The organism is Streptomyces xingningensis, from assembly GCF_054957865.1.
This window is the reverse complement of sequence record NZ_JBDJPF010000013.1, coordinates 45912-60776: the sequence shown is the minus strand read 5'-3', so window position 1 is coordinate 60776 and position 14865 is coordinate 45912. Positions and strand designations below refer to the sequence as shown.

14 protein-coding genes and 1 pseudogene are annotated in these 14865 nt (G+C 71.4%); 8 read left to right on the top strand and 7 right to left on the bottom strand.

Annotated features, from left to right (window positions below; genetic code table 11):
- The first annotated feature begins 140 nt into the window (after positions 1-140).
- Complete coding sequence (locus ABCR83_RS09745) at positions 141-2273, top strand: FUSC family protein (protein WP_462694479.1); 2133 nt, start codon at positions 141-143, stop codon at positions 2271-2273.
- On the opposite strand, the gene ABCR83_RS09740 is transcribed toward ABCR83_RS09745, so the two are convergent.
- On the bottom strand, positions 2239-3162 hold the full coding sequence (locus ABCR83_RS09740) for a LysR family transcriptional regulator (RefSeq protein ID WP_462694478.1): 924 nt from the start codon (positions 3160-3162) through the stop codon (positions 2239-2241). The genes ABCR83_RS09745 and ABCR83_RS09740 overlap by 35 nt on opposite strands.
- A gap of 151 nt (positions 3163-3313) precedes the next feature.
- Between ABCR83_RS09740 and ABCR83_RS09735 the strand changes: the two genes are divergently transcribed.
- Positions 3314-4648, top strand: a complete 1335-nt coding sequence (locus ABCR83_RS09735; protein WP_462694477.1) for a hypothetical protein — start codon at positions 3314-3316, stop codon at positions 4646-4648.
- Positions 4649-4671: 23 nt separating this feature from the next.
- Here the strand turns inward: ABCR83_RS09735 and ABCR83_RS09730 are convergent, their stop codons facing one another.
- On the bottom strand, positions 4672-5208 hold the full coding sequence (locus tag ABCR83_RS09730) for a universal stress protein (RefSeq protein ID WP_462694476.1): 537 nt from the start codon (positions 5206-5208) through the stop codon (positions 4672-4674).
- A gap of 193 nt (positions 5209-5401) precedes the next feature.
- On the opposite strand from ABCR83_RS09730, the gene ABCR83_RS09725 reads away from it, so the two are divergent.
- The 4 genes and pseudogenes from ABCR83_RS09725 to ABCR83_RS09710 all read left to right on the top strand — a co-directional run bounded on the left by ABCR83_RS09725 (position 5402) and on the right by ABCR83_RS09710 (position 7917).
- Entirely contained in the window at positions 5402-6052 is a 651-nt protein-coding gene (locus ABCR83_RS09725) for a response regulator (protein WP_462694475.1), read from the top strand.
- Positions 6053-6258: 206 nt separating this feature from the next.
- Positions 6259-7200 (top strand): TIGR01777 family oxidoreductase, encoded by a 942-nt coding sequence (locus tag ABCR83_RS09720; protein WP_462694474.1) that lies wholly within the window; start codon positions 6259-6261, stop codon positions 7198-7200.
- 53 nt (positions 7201-7253) lie between these two features.
- A pseudogene (locus ABCR83_RS09715) lies at positions 7254-7340 on the top strand (integrase/recombinase); the annotation flags it as partial.
- A gap of 142 nt (positions 7341-7482) precedes the next feature.
- Positions 7483-7917, top strand: coding sequence for a VOC family protein (locus ABCR83_RS09710; protein WP_462694473.1), 435 nt, complete (start codon positions 7483-7485; stop codon positions 7915-7917).
- 179 nt (positions 7918-8096) lie between these two features.
- Here ABCR83_RS09710 and ABCR83_RS09705 read toward each other — a convergent pair whose 3' ends face one another.
- The 3 genes from ABCR83_RS09705 to ABCR83_RS09695 all read right to left on the bottom strand — a co-directional run bounded on the left by ABCR83_RS09705 (position 8097) and on the right by ABCR83_RS09695 (position 9598).
- Positions 8097-8474, bottom strand: a complete 378-nt coding sequence (locus tag ABCR83_RS09705; RefSeq protein ID WP_462694472.1) for a hypothetical protein — start codon at positions 8472-8474, stop codon at positions 8097-8099.
- Between the two features lie 46 nt (positions 8475-8520).
- The gene (locus tag ABCR83_RS09700) at positions 8521-9084 is read right to left on the bottom strand and encodes a hypothetical protein (RefSeq protein ID WP_462694471.1); all 564 of its coding nucleotides are present in this window, start codon (positions 9082-9084) and stop codon (positions 8521-8523) included.
- A 208-nt stretch (positions 9085-9292) separates the two neighbouring features.
- On the bottom strand, positions 9293-9598 hold the full coding sequence (locus ABCR83_RS09695; protein WP_462694470.1) for a DUF192 domain-containing protein: 306 nt from the start codon (positions 9596-9598) through the stop codon (positions 9293-9295).
- A 264-nt stretch (positions 9599-9862) separates the two neighbouring features.
- On the opposite strand from ABCR83_RS09695, the gene ABCR83_RS09690 reads away from it, so the two are divergent.
- Together ABCR83_RS09690 and ABCR83_RS09685 are read left to right on the top strand one after the other, a co-directional pair.
- Positions 9863-11380, top strand: a complete 1518-nt coding sequence (locus ABCR83_RS09690) for an MFS transporter (RefSeq protein WP_462694469.1) — start codon at positions 9863-9865, stop codon at positions 11378-11380.
- 84 nt (positions 11381-11464) lie between these two features.
- Positions 11465-12325 carry a sulfurtransferase gene (locus ABCR83_RS09685; protein ID WP_462694468.1) on the top strand — a complete coding sequence of 287 codons (861 nt, stop codon included), beginning with the start codon at positions 11465-11467 and terminating at the stop codon, positions 12323-12325.
- A gap of 6 nt (positions 12326-12331) precedes the next feature.
- On the opposite strand, the gene ABCR83_RS09680 is transcribed toward ABCR83_RS09685, so the two are convergent.
- Both ABCR83_RS09680 and ABCR83_RS09675 read right to left on the bottom strand, forming a co-directional pair.
- Complete coding sequence (locus ABCR83_RS09680; RefSeq protein ID WP_462694467.1) at positions 12332-13288, bottom strand: hypothetical protein; 957 nt, start codon at positions 13286-13288, stop codon at positions 12332-12334.
- 105 nt (positions 13289-13393) lie between these two features.
- Positions 13394-14833, bottom strand: coding sequence for an FAD/NAD(P)-binding protein (locus tag ABCR83_RS09675; RefSeq protein ID WP_462694466.1), 1440 nt, complete (start codon positions 14831-14833; stop codon positions 13394-13396).
- Between the last annotated feature and the right edge of the window lie 32 nt (positions 14834-14865).

The following is a 14865-nucleotide window of genomic DNA, read 5'->3' as shown; positions in this document are numbered from 1 at the left end:
TTTCACGCTAGGCACACCCCGGCCCCGGATCGATCCTTCGTTCGGCCCCGAAGCAGGGGACCCGCTCTCCACCGATCGGTGGAGAGCGGATCGTCCGTCCGGTTGCGGAGGCAAACCGTTCACCGAATGGTGGAAGCACCATGATCCGGTGGCTGCTGCGGCACAAGGACGGACCGCACGCCCTGCGCCGCGCCCTCTGGTCGGTCGCGGCGGGGTGCACCGGCTTCTACGCCCTGCGGTACGGCCTCGGCCGGCCGGTCACCGCCCTGTACGCCATGTTCGGCGCCCTGCCGCTGATCCTGTTCTGCGAACTCCCCGGCCCCGCCCGGCAGCGCACCCGCACCCTGCTCGCCGCCCTGCCCGTCAGCTGGCTGCTGGTCACGGCCGGCACCCTGCTCGCCGTCCGCCCCTGGGCCGCGGCCTGCGGCATGCTGGTGGTCGGCTTCCTGGTGTCCATCTGTGCGGTGGGCGGGCCCCGGCTCGCCGCCCTGTCCATCGCCTTCCAGCTCTACTACGTGCTCCCGTGCTTCCCGCCCTACGCACCCGAGACCCTGGGCTCCCGGCTCACCGGGCTCACCCTCGGCATCCTGCTCACCGCCCTCGCCGAGCGGTTCATCTGGCCCGAACCACCGCCCGTCCCCTACCGCGCCATCCTCGCCACCGCCGCCGCCGAAGTGGCCCACTACACCGAGGCCATCGCCGACGGACCCCTGCCCGGCCCCCGGGCGACGGACCGCAGGGAAGCCGCCGGCCGGGCCCTGGACGCGGCCCGGCTGTCCCGGGTGCCGCCGATGCAGCGCCCCACCTCGCCGTCCGTACCGGACCGGGCCCAGGGCCACACCCATGAGGCCCTGCGGCACGTATACGGCCAACTGGACCGGCTGTTCGCCGGAGCGAACGAACCGCACCCGCCCGCCACAGCCCTCCTGCACCGGGTCGCGGCGGCCCTGCACCGCGTCGCCGACGAACTGCGCACCGGCACCGCTGCCGCACCGGACGAGGAACTGCCCGCCGCCCTGCGGGAGTTCGACGCCGCGCGGGCGGCGGACCTGCCCGGCACCACCGCCGTGCGCCTGCGGCAGGATGCTGTGGTACGGGGGGCTGCCGAAGCCGCCCGGCTGGCCACCCAGGCCGCCCGGCTCGCAGTCGGCGGACCGCCCGGGCAGGCACCGGAACACTTCGACTACGCCATGCTGCCCGCCGCCGTGCGCTGGTGGCGACGGCTGAGCCTCCATCTGACCCCGCATTCCGTGTTGTTGCAGAACGCCCTCCGCCTCGCCGTCGCCCTGGCGGCCGCCAGGCTGCTGGTCGGCGCGCTGGAACTGTCGCACGGCTTCTGGGCGTTGCTGGCCACCCTCAGCCTGATGCGCACCTCGGCGGCGGACACCCGCAGCGCCCTGGGCCCCGCCCTGCTCGGCACGATCGCCGGAGCGGTGCTCGCCGCCGCGCTGCTCTACGCCGTGGGCGACGTCCCCGTCGTCTACGCGGCCGCGATGCCCGTCGTCTTCCTGGTGGGTTTCGGGGTGGGCCCGGTGCTCGGGCCCGCCTGTATGCAACTGGCGCTGACCCTGGCCTTCATCCTGGTCTTCACCCAGCTCTCGGTCCCCGACTGGCACCTGTCCGGGGTGCGGGTCATCGCCGTCCTGGTCGGCGGCTCGGTCGGGGCGGTGGCCAGCCTCCTCGCCTGGCCCCGAGGCGGTCATGGCCAACTGCGCCGCGTCGTCGCGGACTTCCTCGAGCAGGCCGCCCTGGGCTGCCGGACCGTCACCGCCCTGCTGTGCGACGGCCGGGAGAGCACGGGGGAACCGCTGCGGCCGGTCCGCCGGGCGACGCTCCTGGCGGAGGCGGGCTACGCCCAGTACCGCACGGAACACCAGCCCCACGCCATGCCGGACCCGCATTGGGGGATCGCCCTGGCGGCCGGCTACCACATGCTCAGCGGCGGCGAGTTGATGCTGGTACGCGGCCGGGAAGAGGCCGGTGGCCCGCTGCCGGCGGAGGCCGCGGGCCGGCTGACCGCGCTGGCCGCCGAGGCGGCGGACGCGTACCTGAGGTCGGCCGAAGCACTGCGCACCCGGCAGCCCTCCGCCCCGCCCGCCCCCGATGCCCACCCCGCCCGCACCTCGGAGGTGCTGCGCTGGGCCGAACGTGCCGCGTCCGGGGCCACCGCCGCCCGGGTGCTGCTGATCGCCGACGCCGAGGCCTGGCTCACCGAGGTGGCGCGCGACGCGGCCCGCGTCAGGGAGTCGTTTCCGGCGGCCGCGGAGGGCTGACCGCCGAGGCCGCCGCGGCGAGCGTCCCGGCGCAGGCCACCGCGTCGTCCGGCGGATCCGCGGCGGTGTACACGGTCAGCTCCCGCAGCATCGGCTGGTTCAGGCGGACGGCCGAAGAGCGCTGCCCCGCGCCGAGGGCGCTCTCGGGGACGAGCGCCAGCCCGGCACCCTCCCTCGCCAGTGCTACGGCCGCCTCCGCGCCGGGCACCTCCACGGCGATCCGCGGGGTGCAGCCCGCCGAACGGAAGGCGTCGGCGAACACCTCGCCCAGGCCGTGGCCCTGGCAGCAGATCCAGTTGCGGCCGGCCAGGTCCTCCAGGTGGACGTCCTGCCCGCACAGCGGGTCGTCGGCCGCGCACACAATCACGAACTCCTCGGTGCACAGGCTCAGCACCTGTCCCGCCCATCCCACCGGGCGTGGCCCCACCCCGAGGTCCACGGTGCCCGCGGCCACCGAATCCTGGAGCCGGCCACGGCTGTTGTGGGGGCGCAGGGAGACCGGGGTGCACGGGTGGCACCGGGTCCACTGCCGGATGCCCGGCACCAGTGCCCCGGGCAGGGCGGTGCGCACCGTACCGATCCGCAGCATCCGCCGCCTGCCCCGAGCGGCGGCCCGGGCCGCCGTCGTGGCCTCGTGCGCACAGCGCAGGGTGGTCCGCGCGTACGGCAGGAAGGCCGCACCCGCGTCGGTGGGGCGGACGCCCTCCGGGCGGCGGTCCAACAGGGCCGTGCCGACGGTGCGTTCCAGGGCGCGCAGCTGCTGGGAGACCGTGGGCTCCGTCACATGCAGCAGTGCGGCGGCCCGGGTCAGCCGCCCCTCGTGCACGACGGTGACCAGGTATTCCAGCTGGCGCAGGGACAGATTCCCGGCGGCGTGGGTCGGCTCCATAGTCCGTGCCTATCTCTCCATGGACGAATTCTTCTTGATCCGCGGCGCACGCCGGGTTTGAGTGAGCGGGCGACCGAGGCGCGGCCTTCCGGACCAGGAACGGGGCTGCTCGGGGTGGGACTCGGACCGGCCTTTTCCCGGAAGGAAGTTCATGAAGTTCTCACCTCGCCATGCGCTGGTTCCGCTGCTGCTCGCGGGCCTGGCGGCACCGCTGGCCGCGATTCCCGCGGCCGCCGACTCCGCGGACCGGACACCGCCGGCCCTCGCGGCCGGCGACGGCCCGGGCGACAAACAGGCCGTCTCCGTGGTCAGACCGGGGAGTGACGGCAAGGTCGACCAGGTGCCGGTCGACGGCGCCCGCCTCACGGGCTACGACCCGGCCGGCGGGCACGCGGTGCTCTCCGGCTCGTCCGCCAACGGCCCCAAGAACGCGGGACAGTTGCGGGTGGGCGATGTGATCGCGAGCCCGGTGACCTCCGTCACCCCGCGGGGCGCACTGGTCAAGGTGGCCGCCGTGCACCCCGGGCAGGACGGTTCGGTGGCCGTGGACACCACTCCGGCCACCCTGGCCGATGCGCTCGGCGACGGGAAGGCCGATGTCCGTACGCCGCTGACGGCGGCCGATCTCAAGGTCAAGTCGCCGACCGGGGGCGGCCGGGTGTCCGCGGGACCGACGAGCGGCCAGGGCGTCCGGCTCGACGTGGATGTGCCCCTGCCCTCGGGTGTGAAGCCGACCACCGGCAACTCCTCGGCCCTGTCCGGGTGGTTGGAGCTCCACCCCGAGATGCTGTTCTCCTATGAGCGGGCCCACTGGTACTCGGTCGCGCCGTCCAAGGCGAAGATCGGCCTGGCATCGGACTACAGCTATGGCTTCAAGGCCCACGCCGAGGGCTCCGCCTCCTATGACACCGGGCACAAGCCGCTGCACATCCCGGCGGCCGAGGTCGATGTCAACAAGACCTTCTGGATCGGACCGGTGCCGATCGTGTTCAACCTGAAGGTGGACTATTTCTACGACATAGCGGCCGACGGAAAGGTCAGCATCGATGCCGAGCAGCGCACCGACGGGCGGCTCGAGGTCGGTGCCCAGTACGCCAACGGCGACTGGAGCGCCTTGCGCAGCCCCGAGCCGGCCACCACGGGCACCCCGACGCGGATCGAGGGCTCGGCCACCGCGAAGGCGGGCATCGGCACCCACACCCAGCTGGGCCTCTATGGCTCGGTGGGGGTCGCGGCCGACTTCATGCCGTACCTCAAGGCCACCGTGCACGGCTCCCACGGCAGTGCCCCGAAGGACGACAAGACCGTCAACACCCTCAAGTCTGTCAACACCCTCAACGACGCCCCATCCGACTGGGCGTTGTACGGCGGGATCGACCTCACCGGGTCGTTCTACGCAAAGCTGAACATCTTCGGGACGAAGGTATTCGACAAGTCCTGGGACTTCGCCAAGGTGAACTATGAGCACAAGCTGGCGGGCAGCTGAGGCTTCCATGGTCAGTACCTGGCCTATACATCCGGCGGGCCGACCGGTACCACCAGGGGCCGCCGCTCGTGCGGGGCCCGGACCGCCGGGCCGGCGGCCCTCTCGTCCGGCGGATCCGGACGGACCACCAGGACCGGGCAACGGGCGTGCCTGAGGCAGTGGCGGCTCACCGAGCCGTACCGGAAGCGGTGCCACAGGCCGTGGCTGCCCGCCCCCATCACCAGCATGTCGGTCTCCCGGCGGGCACTGGCCACCAGCGCCGGTCCCGCCTGGGCGCGCAGCGTCCTCGGCAGCACCTTGGGACCGAAGGGAGCCGCGCCGAGCGCCGCCTCGCAGGTCTTCATCAGCGTCCTGCGGGCGTCGGCCTCCCAGTGCGCGCGGACATCGGCCGGAGCGGGGTTCACCGCATCGGCCGCCTCACCGCCCGGCGGGGACCAGGCGAGCACGGGGCACAGCGCGGCGCCATGGCGGGCGGCCTCCTGGGCGCCCTGCTTGAGGGCGGCCACGCTGCCCGCCGATCCGTCGACGCCGACCACGATGCGCCTGACTGTCTTCGACATCTCCATCGACCACCTTTCCTCGGGTCCCGTCCAGGCTAGGAATTCCGGTTTCCGTGCCGTATCGGGCCAATGGGCGAGAAACCGGGGGACCGGGTCTCCCCCGATCGGCGGGGGTAACGGCCGACCGTTCCTTTCGGAGAAAGCCACCTATGGTTGACAGAGGAAGTCGACACGAATACGGAAGTGACGAGACATGGTGTCCGATTCCGATGCGCAGGTCACGGTGGTGGTGGCGGACGACCATCCCATTTACCGCGAGGGTATTTCCCGCGGGCTGCAGCTCAGCGGCCGGATCAAGGTGCTGGCGGAGGTCGAGGACGGTGCGGCGGCGCTGGCCGCCATTCGCGAGCTCGAACCACAGGTGGCCCTGATCGATTACCGCCTCCCCAAGCTGGACGGCATCGCCGTGATCCATGCGATCGTCCGTGACAGGTTGTCCACCCGAACCATTCTGCTGTCGGCGACGACCGACGGTGCCGTGGTCTACCGGGCGGTTCAGGAAGGGGCCGCGGGCTATCTGGCGAAGGACGCCAGGCGATCCGAAATCGTGAGCGCGGTCATGAAGGTCGCCGCCGGAAAGCAGGTGGTCTCGGAGGACCTCTCCGACGGGCTGGTGGACGAGATCCGCCTGCGGGCCGACCGGGACGCGGCGGTGCTGTCCGAGCGCGAACAGCAGGTGCTGCGCGGCTTCGCCGAGGGCAAGAGCATCCCGCAGCTGGCCGGTGAGCTGTACCTGGGAGCCAGCACGGTCAAGACCCACACCCAGCGGCTGTACGAGAAGCTCGGGGTATCCGACCGTGCGGCCGCCGTCGCGGAGGCGATGCGGCGCGGCCTGCTGGAGTGAGCGGCTCCCGGTAGCTCACCCCGAACTCCCCCTTCGCGGCGGCGGCCGCGCTCAGTTCGGCCCCCGGCCGCGTGGCATTACCGGCCGGGCGCGCTCCGGCCCTGGCCGGTGTCGTCCCGGCAGGGGGTGAACCTCGGGTCGGCCGCTCGGTGAAAGGATCCGGTTCATAGCCGGGTTCGCCGGCAGATCCGGGATGGAGGCAAGGGATGAAGATCGTGATACCGGGCGGGACCGGCCAGGTGGGAAAAATTCTGCGCCGCGCTCTGACCGCCGCCGGTCATGATGTCGTGGTCCTCACCCGGCATCCGGCGCGCGCCGGCGACGTCCGCTGGGACGGCCGGAAACCGGGCCCCTGGACGGAGGAGCTCGACAGCAGTGATGCCGTGATCAACCTGACCGGGCGCAGTGTCAGTTGCCGCTATACGGAGGACAACCTGCGGGAGATGATGGACTCTCGGGTGGAGTCGGCCCGTGTCGTCGGTGAGGCCATCGCGGTGGCCCGCCGACCGCCGCGGGTGTGGCTCCAGATGAGCACCGCCACCATCTACGCCCACCGCTACGAGGCGCCCCACGACGAGCACACCGGCATCATCGGTGGTAACGAATCCGGTGTTCCGGACTACTGGGCCTTCAGCGTCGACATCGCCCGGCGCTGGGAGCAGGCGCAACAGGAGGCCGCGACCCCGGACACCCGGAAGGTCGCCCTGCGCTCCGCCATGGTGATGAGCCCGGACCGCGGCGGCGTCTTCGACGTCCTGCTGTGGCTGGCCAGGCTCGGTTTGGGCGGGCCCGTGGCGGGCGGTGCCCAGTACATCTCCTGGATCCACGACCGGGACTTCGTCCGCGCGGTCGAGTTCCTCATCGAGCGGGAAGACCTCACGGGTGCGGTCAACCTCGCCGCGCCCGGCCCCCTTCCGCAGCGCGCGTTCATGCGTATCCTGCGCAGGGCCTGGGGTATGCCGGTGGGCCTGCCGGCCACGAAGTGGATGGCCGAGATCGGCGCCTTCGCCCTGCGCACCGACACCGAACTCCTCCTCAAGAGCCGCCGCGTCATCCCGGGACGCCTCAGGGAATCCGGCTTCGCCTTCGACCACGACCAGTGGCAGCAGGCCGCCCCTGACCTGGTACGTCGCACACGGCAACGCTGAAGGCCCACCCATCGGGCGTAACACCGCGCTGCCGCCGTCCGTCGCCGGGGGCCGTGCTGTGGGGCAGCTCCATGGTGAACACCTGGAACGCCCGGCGTGCGTCGGTGCTCTCGTGGCCGGGCCGGTGCGGTGAGCACGGGCGGGCTGCCTCCCGCACGCTCCTTCGTCGTACCGGGGCGTGCCTACAACTCAGCTGCGCGCATGCGACGTTCCCGAAGTCCGCCAGGACCTCCTCCAGTACCCCCCTCCACCTCCTCCAGTACCCCCCTCTACGATGGGCCGATGGCGTCAATCAAGCAGATCCAAATCACTTTCGACTGCGCAGAACCTGAGCGCGTGGCTCGTTTCTGGCGCCAGGTGTTGGGCTATGCCGTACCGCCGCCACCGGAGGGGTTTGCCACGTGGGACGATTTCGATCGCTCGCTGCCACCTGAGCATCAGGGTCCAGCGTTCGCATGGATTGATCCCTCGGATGGGAGCCCGCGACTGTTCTTCCAGCGCGTTCCCGAAGGCAAGGTCGTCAAGAATCGGCTGCATCTTGACGTGCGGTTCGGCACCGGGCTCGTGGGTGAAGAGCGCCTGGCCGCACTTGAGGCCGAATGCGCACGACTGGTTGCGCTCGGCGCGGTACGCGTGCGACTACTGCTTGCCGATGGCGACGACGAGTCGTGCCTCGTGATGCAGGACATCGAGGGCAACGAGTTCTGTCTCGACTGAGTGGCCGCGAACGTGGCACCTTCGCGAGTCGACTGGTGCAGCTCGCCACCACGAGGGTCGCCGTCCCGCGGTGCGCCAACGGTCCTGATCCGGAACCACCCTTCGGGTCCTCGGGGTGAGCCGGAACCGGCCGCCCGCCTCGCGGAACGGGGCGGGCGGCCGGTGCGCGGCGGGGGGTTTCAGGCCGCGATGCCGGACAGGCCGGCCAGTACGCCGTAGGCGACGGGCACCAACAGGGCGGTCTGGCCAGTGGACTTGCGTCCCCCGGACTTGTTGCGCAGAACGCCCATGAGACCGGCGGTGACGATGCCGATGCAGGCCGCGTACACAGGGAGGTCCGTCATGCCGATGCCGTCCCAGCCGTGGGCGGCCAGGCCGGTGATCACGGTTGTTCCGCCGAACACCACGGCGGCGGAGATGACGTCCGAGCCGGTGAGGACCGGGGGACGTACGCGGCCGTCGCGCCGTTGCCGCAGGGCCCGGACCACCAGCAGGGCGATGAGGACGATCTGGGCTGCCGCGGCGAGCATGAAGGCCACTTTGAACGCGGTTTCCATCCTGCCTCCTTGCCGTACCGATCGATGTGGGCTCTTGCGGACTTGCTCAGGGCTTGCAGGCGGACACGATCTGGTTCACGCCGGTGAAGTCACCGAAGGCCGCAATCGCGACCTTGAGCCGCTGCTCCCGTGTGCCCTTCTTGCCGAAGACCTTCCTGAGCGCCTTGATTACGCCGCCGGACCTCTTGGCCTTGGTGATCACCAGCCAGTTCCCGGCGATCACTGCGCTCGCGGTCGCCACACACTTGGCCCAATGCCAGCCCTTGCTCCACCAGCTCCTGATCTGGATCGCCTTGGCCTGGGCGGTCTCCGGGTCGTCGGATCCGTTATCGTCCGCCGTCTGCTGGAGGAAGTCGAGCACCTGGCCCTGGGCGGTCTGGTCGCCCGGGTACATCGCGTCGACGACCTGTTCCGTGGTGGCTTCTTCCGGCAGGTCGGCGATCCGGTCGTCGAGGCCCTCCTCGACGACCGGCGGGGGGTCGTAGGGCAGTGTGCCGAAGGGCGCGGCGGTGACGGCGTGGTGGGCTGCCCGGCTGTGGTGGGACTCGGTCGCTTCGGCGAGCGGGGCGGTGACGCCGAGGCAGAGCCCTGCCAGGGCGACGACGGCCACGCGGCGCCAGCCTCTGCCGCGGCGGGAATCGGACGGTTGGGTGGACGGGGACGAAGCCGTTTCGTCCGTGGAGTACATTGAGGACATGAGTGTTTCCCTTTGATCGTCGGAGATCGCGGAACACTTGCCACCGCCTCGGAGCCACTGCCAAGTAAGGCTCCGAGGCGGTTCTTTTTATCGCGGTTGTGATAGTGGTCTCATCTTCCAGTTAACTCAAGGGAGTTGAGCGAAAACTGAGGTCCGGTGCGCAAGGGAGCACCACGACTCGCACTCGCGGTCGCAGGCCCCATCGCGCCATGTTCCCGGCCACCGCTTCCAGCACATGGCGGCTGCGGAGGCGGGTCGCGCCGAGCCGCCCCGGCGGCATGGTGCGTACCCCCAGGACGGTCAAGTCGCGGGACAGGCAGGCGACATCGACGGTGCAGCGCATGCGGAAGGTGTGGATGCTGCTCGCCGGGGTGAGCAGGGGGCGCCGTCGTTGCCTGGCCTGGGTGCGCGGACACTGCGTGGTCATCGGCGTGCCCGGTCACCTGATAGGCGAGCGAGTCGTCACCGGCGTTGGCCGACGGCATTTCCTTGACGGCCGAGTACTTCGAGGGTCCGTCGTCACCGTCATGCGTGGTGAACCCTCCCACACAGCTCTTGATTGCCGCGCGCAGATCGGCCGGCACCCTCGGTGCGTCCTTAGGGGTAAAGGGGCCCTCTCTCGCGGCTCCCGGTTGCGTGCCGGATGCCCCTCCGGTCAACTGGACCAACCGGGACCAGAGGGGTGAAATCCATGGTGTCGACCCGTTCGCCCGCCGCTCCGAGCCGCTGGGCGATGCTCGCCGTGCTCTGCGCCAGCCTGCTGCTGGTGGCCATGGACGCCACCATCCTCAATGTGGCACTGCCCTCGCTGATCAAGGAGTTGAGGCCCGGGCCGCTGGAGCAGCTGTGGATCATCGACATCTACGGTCTGGTGCTCGGCGGCCTGCTGGTCACCAGCGGGGCGCTCAGCGACCGGCTCGGCCGCAAGCTGCTGTTCCTGGGCGGCTTTGTGCTCTTCGGGGTCGCGTCGGTGGTCGCCGCCACCGCCCACAGCTCGGCACAGCTGATCACCGGGCGGGTGCTGCTGGGCATCGGCGGCGCCATGGTGATGCCGTCCACGCTCTCCCTGATCCGCAATATCTTCACCGACGCCAGGGAACGCGCGCTGGCCATCGGCCTCTGGGCCGCCGTCGCGGGCGCCGGAGCCTGTGTGGGCCCACTGGTCGGCGGGGTGCTCGTCGAGCGCTTCGGCTGGGCGGCGGCGTTCTGGGTGAATGTGCCGGTCGTGGTGGTCACCGTGGCGGTCGGCAGTCGGCTGCTGCCCGAATACCGCGCCCCGCAGACCGGCCGCCTCGACTGGCTGGGCGCCGCCGTGTCGATCGTCGGCATCGTCGCCCTGGCCTGGGGCATCAAGCATGTCGCCAAGGGTGGTCCGGCCGCCCTGGACTGGGCCGCCCTGATCCTCGGCGTACTGCTGCTGGCCTTCTTCGCCAAACGCCAATTGGGCCTGGACGACCCGCTGTTGGACGTAAGGCTGTTCAGGAACGGACCGTTCCTGGCGGCCGCGCTGGCCACCCTGCTCGCGATGCTCGGGATCGGCGCCGCCCTGTTCCTGCTCTCGTTGTGGCTGCAGTACGTCCACGGCTACTCGCCCTCGCAGGCCGGTCTGCGCACCCTGCCCTCCGCCCTGGCCATGCTGGCCGGTGCACTGTCCTCGCCCTGGGTGATGCACCGCATCGGGGTACGGGCCGTGCTGGCCCTCGGCCTGGGCGCGCTGGCGGCGGGGTTCGTGCTGCTCGCCGTGGCGCCCCAGCCGACCGGCTACCCCCTGGTCGCGGTCGTCCTCGCCCTGCTCGGCCTCGGCGACGGCCTGGCGATCACCGCCGCCGCCTCGGTGCTGGTCTCCTCGGTGCCGCCGCAACGGGCCGGACAGGCCGGTGCCGTGTCCGAGACCTGCTATGAGCTCGGGGTCGGACTGGGCGTGGCCCTGCTGGGCAGCATCCATGGCGCCGTCTTCACCGACCACATGACCGAACTGCCAGTGCACGGCCCGGACTTGAGCACGGCCCGGGGCTCGGTGGGCGGCGCCGCCGAGGTCGCCGAGCGGGTCGGCGGACCGGTCGGCCGTCAGGTGCTCGACATCGCCCGGCGCGCCTTCGACGACGCCCTCACCACCACCTCGTATGTCTCGGCGGCGATCGTGGTGTCGGTGGCCGTGCTGGCCGTATGGCTGGTGCCGCGCGGATTCCGGGCGACCGGCGGCCACTGAGGGCCATGGTGTGATCGTCGGGGGCGGGGTAGGGTGTCGACGCCTTCGCCGGAAGGGCTGGAAAGGCTGAAAAGGCGGTCTGACGTGCCATATTCCCTGGATTCGCTGGATTCCCTGGATTCCCTGATCACGGTCCCCGAACTGCGGGCACTTCGCTCGACCGGTGCGCCGATGACCCTGATCGACGCCCGCTGGTGCCCCCAGGCCCCGCCCGCTGCGGAGCGATACCTCGCCGGCCACCTGCCGGGCGCGGTCCGCGCGGACCTGGACGCGGACCTCGCCGCACCGGCCGGCGCGGGCGGCAGGCACCCGCTGCCCGGCACGGAGGAATTCCAGGCCACCATGCGCCGGCTGGGCGTCCACCAGAGCCGGCCGGTCATCGTCTACGACCAGCGTGACGCCATGGTCTCGGCCCGGCTCTGGTGGATGCTGCGCTACTTCGGGCACCCGGACGTCCGAGTGCTGGACGGCGGGTACGAGGCCTGGACGCGCGCCGGGCAGCCGGTCACCGAGGGCCCCGCCGAGCCCGTGGCACCGGGCGACTTCACCGCTGTCCCCGGCTCCATGCCCCGGCTGACCGTGGCGGAGATTCCCCCGTTCACCACGGACGGCTTCCTGCTGGACTCCCGGCACGCCGAGCGTTTCCGGGGCGAGGTGGAGCCGCTGGACCCGGTCGCCGGTCACATCCCGGGCGCGGTCTGCGCCCCCACCTTCGACAACAACGACTCCGACGGCCGCTTCCTGCCGCCCGAGCGGCTCCAGGACCGCTATCGGAAACTGGGCATCGCCCCGGGCGCGGCGGTGGCCGCCTACTGCGGCTCCGGAGTGACGGCCGCCAACCAGGTACTGGCGCTGCGGCTGGCCGGGTTCGAGGCCGCCCTGTACGTCGGCTCATGGAGCGAGTGGATCACGGACCCGGCCAGGGGCGTGGCGGTGGGCCCGTAGGGTCCACTACCGCAGATCCTCCCAGGTGATCACCGGGCTCCCGGCCCGCAGGCTGAAGTCCATGGCCGCGTCCCGCACCGGCCACTTCAGCCGCAGCCAGTTGGGGACGGTGGCCGGAATCCCGTCGTCGCCCGCGAGATGCCAGAACGTATTGGAGTCCCGCCGCGCGAAGTACGGGCAGAAGAGAGAGACGACCAGGGTCACCCGACGGCCCTTGGTGACCGGAGTGACCGCGTGGAAGATGCGGCTCCCATGCAGGAACAGCGTCGCTCCGCGGTCACCACAGTCCGCTTCCCGAATGCGCGGATCGTCCTCCGTCACATCCTCGAACTCCCCGGTGCGCCCCTGGAAATAGGTGAAGCGCCCGCCCTCGTACTCGTCGAAGCCGCTGAGCTGGATCGTGAACACATAGTCCATGCCGTCGTGGTGCCAGCGCACGATCTCCGGCCGCCCGCTGCCCTCGAAGTAGTTGATCTGTGCGGTGGGGATGCGCAGGGGATGCGGAATCAGCGGCACGCCCACCAGCCGGGAACAGGCCAGCAGAAAACCGCGGTCACGAATCATGTTGTTGATGAACGGCGACATGAGGTCGGCGCTGCGTACCCGCCGGGTCGCGATGAACCGGCTTTCACCGGCCGCCGGTTCCAGCCGGTCGCACACCTCGGTCAGGCACTCCAGCCCCTCCGCGGTGAGAATCCGCAGCGGGCCGACGAGTGCCGTGTCGTCGACCTTCCCGAAACCACGGTTGAGTTCACGGGACGCATAGCCGAATTCCTGGAGGGTCATCCGCGGCCCGCCGACATCCGGTGCGACATAGTCCCCGCGCCAGCGTGGTTCACCGGGCAGTTCGGGACCACGCGGTGGCTTCCTCGCCCGCAACGCGTGGAAGACCTGGTCGAAACCGGTGGCTGTCCGGGGAAGGTTGAGGACACCCCCGCCGCGTCGGGTCAGGACCATCGTCATCAGCCTCCTGTCGAGGGGAGCCGCTTCCCTGGTGTGGTACCCGCCCGGCCCCCGCCCCCACAAGGACCGGATCCCGCCAGACCCGGCCACTGCCCCGGAACTCGGTCACAACCGGGCGATCTGCTCGGCGACTTGGCGCGCCTGACGCGTCACATTGCGCAGATGGTTGGCGAAGGGGATGCGCACCTGGGTGCCGACCCCCACCATCCAGACGCGCTCCGGCGGCGCCCCGGCCCCGCGGCGCACCCGGAGGTCGGCCTCCAGCCGGTCCACCGGTGTGGCACGGCCGGGCGGGCGGGACAGGTGCAGGGCCGTGCCGTCCTCGTCCCAGTGCAGCTCGGGCGGATGGAAGCCGGTGGCATTGACGACATGGTCGAAGGCGACGGGTGCGGCCCCGGGCCACTCCACCCGCCAGGCGCCCGCGTCGAAGGTGACGGACCGGGGGTAGGGACGGGCCAGGCGCAGAGCACCGGACCGGAAGTGCCCCAGCAGCCGACGGGCGTTGACCACCGTCAGCGCGGTGAGGTAGCGGCCGATGAACCAGTCGAAGCGCTTGAGCAGCGCACGGCGGTGCTGCACGGGCAGGGTGGCGGCGAGGGTGATCAGCGTCTCCAGTACCGGCACGACCACTCCGGGCCATAGACAGGCGCCCTCCTCCACCAGGGCGGTCTCCTCCGCCAGCCGCCGGACGGGATCTTCGGCCCGCGAGGTCTGCCGGCGCAGGGGGAGCCGGCCCAGCAGCCGGATCGCCTCCACCACACACCGGGTGAGTTTCTCCGCCAGCAGGGGGTCGGCGGGATCGAGGCGGGCCATTCGGTCGAGCGGCGGGAAGTCCCGTACGGGCGCGGCGAGCGACACCCGCACCGCCGGCAGCAGCCCGGACGGTGAGGTCATGGTCGTCCGGTGGCCGTCCCGGCACAGCAACAGGGCGGCGTCCACGCCCGATTGCCGGGTGCCGAGCACCAGCACCCGGCGCTCCGGTGCCAGGCCCTCCCTGATCCGGACGGCCGGATAGGGGCTGTCCAGATAGCGCGGGTGGTCCGTGAACTCCGCGAAGCCGTCCGGGGTTCGCGGCCGGTGTACGCCCGTGGCCACCACGACGGCATCGGCCGTGAGCTCCCGGCCGGTGCTCAGTGACACCCGTCGGCCGCCCCCGCTGATCGACAGTGCGGTGGCGCGCACCTGACCCGTTTCGATGCCATGGGCGGCGGCGAGTCCACGGGCCCGGGCGTAGCGGTCGTGGCAGTACTCGGCCATCCGGATCCGGGGGACACAGTCCTGCGGCCGGCCCGTCCAGCCGCGGCCGCGCAGATGGTCGACGAAGTCGCCGGGCCGGTCCGCCGACAGCGAGTTGATCTCGGCGGCGCTGTTGCACAGCAGCAGCGGGTCGTCGTCCCCGAAGGCCAGCCCCCGGCCGACCGGCCGGGGGTCCACCAGCCGGATCGAGCGGACCGCGCGGCCGGTGGCCAGCACGGCTTCCACCAACTGCAGAAAGACGCTGGTCCCGGCGACCCCGGCGCCCACGATCAGCACATCACCCGTCACCGGCCAGGCCTCCCGCCCGTCAACCGCCCCGC

Coding starts and splice junctions, on each gene's coding strand:
- ABCR83_RS09740 (WP_462694478.1), bottom strand. CDS start 3,162: ATGGAGCCGACCCACGCCGCCGGGAATCTGTCCCTGCGCCAGCTGGAA.
- ABCR83_RS09725 (WP_462694475.1), top strand. CDS start 5,402: ATGGTGTCCGATTCCGATGCGCAGGTCACGGTGGTGGTGGCGGACGAC.
- ABCR83_RS09695 (WP_462694470.1), bottom strand. CDS start 9,598: ATGACCACGCAGTGTCCGCGCACCCAGGCCAGGCAACGACGGCGCCCC.
- ABCR83_RS09680 (WP_462694467.1), bottom strand. CDS start 13,288: ATGACGATGGTCCTGACCCGACGCGGCGGGGGTGTCCTCAACCTTCCC.
- ABCR83_RS09720 (WP_462694474.1), top strand. CDS start 6,259: ATGAAGATCGTGATACCGGGCGGGACCGGCCAGGTGGGAAAAATTCTG.
- ABCR83_RS09735 (WP_462694477.1), top strand. CDS start 3,314: ATGAAGTTCTCACCTCGCCATGCGCTGGTTCCGCTGCTGCTCGCGGGC.
- ABCR83_RS09705 (WP_462694472.1), bottom strand. CDS start 8,474: ATGGAAACCGCGTTCAAAGTGGCCTTCATGCTCGCCGCGGCAGCCCAG.
- ABCR83_RS09730 (WP_462694476.1), bottom strand. CDS start 5,208: ATGTCGAAGACAGTCAGGCGCATCGTGGTCGGCGTCGACGGATCGGCG.
- ABCR83_RS09690 (WP_462694469.1), top strand. CDS start 9,863: ATGGTGTCGACCCGTTCGCCCGCCGCTCCGAGCCGCTGGGCGATGCTC.
- ABCR83_RS09745 (WP_462694479.1), top strand. CDS start 141: ATGATCCGGTGGCTGCTGCGGCACAAGGACGGACCGCACGCCCTGCGC.
- ABCR83_RS09710 (WP_462694473.1), top strand. CDS start 7,483: ATGGCGTCAATCAAGCAGATCCAAATCACTTTCGACTGCGCAGAACCT.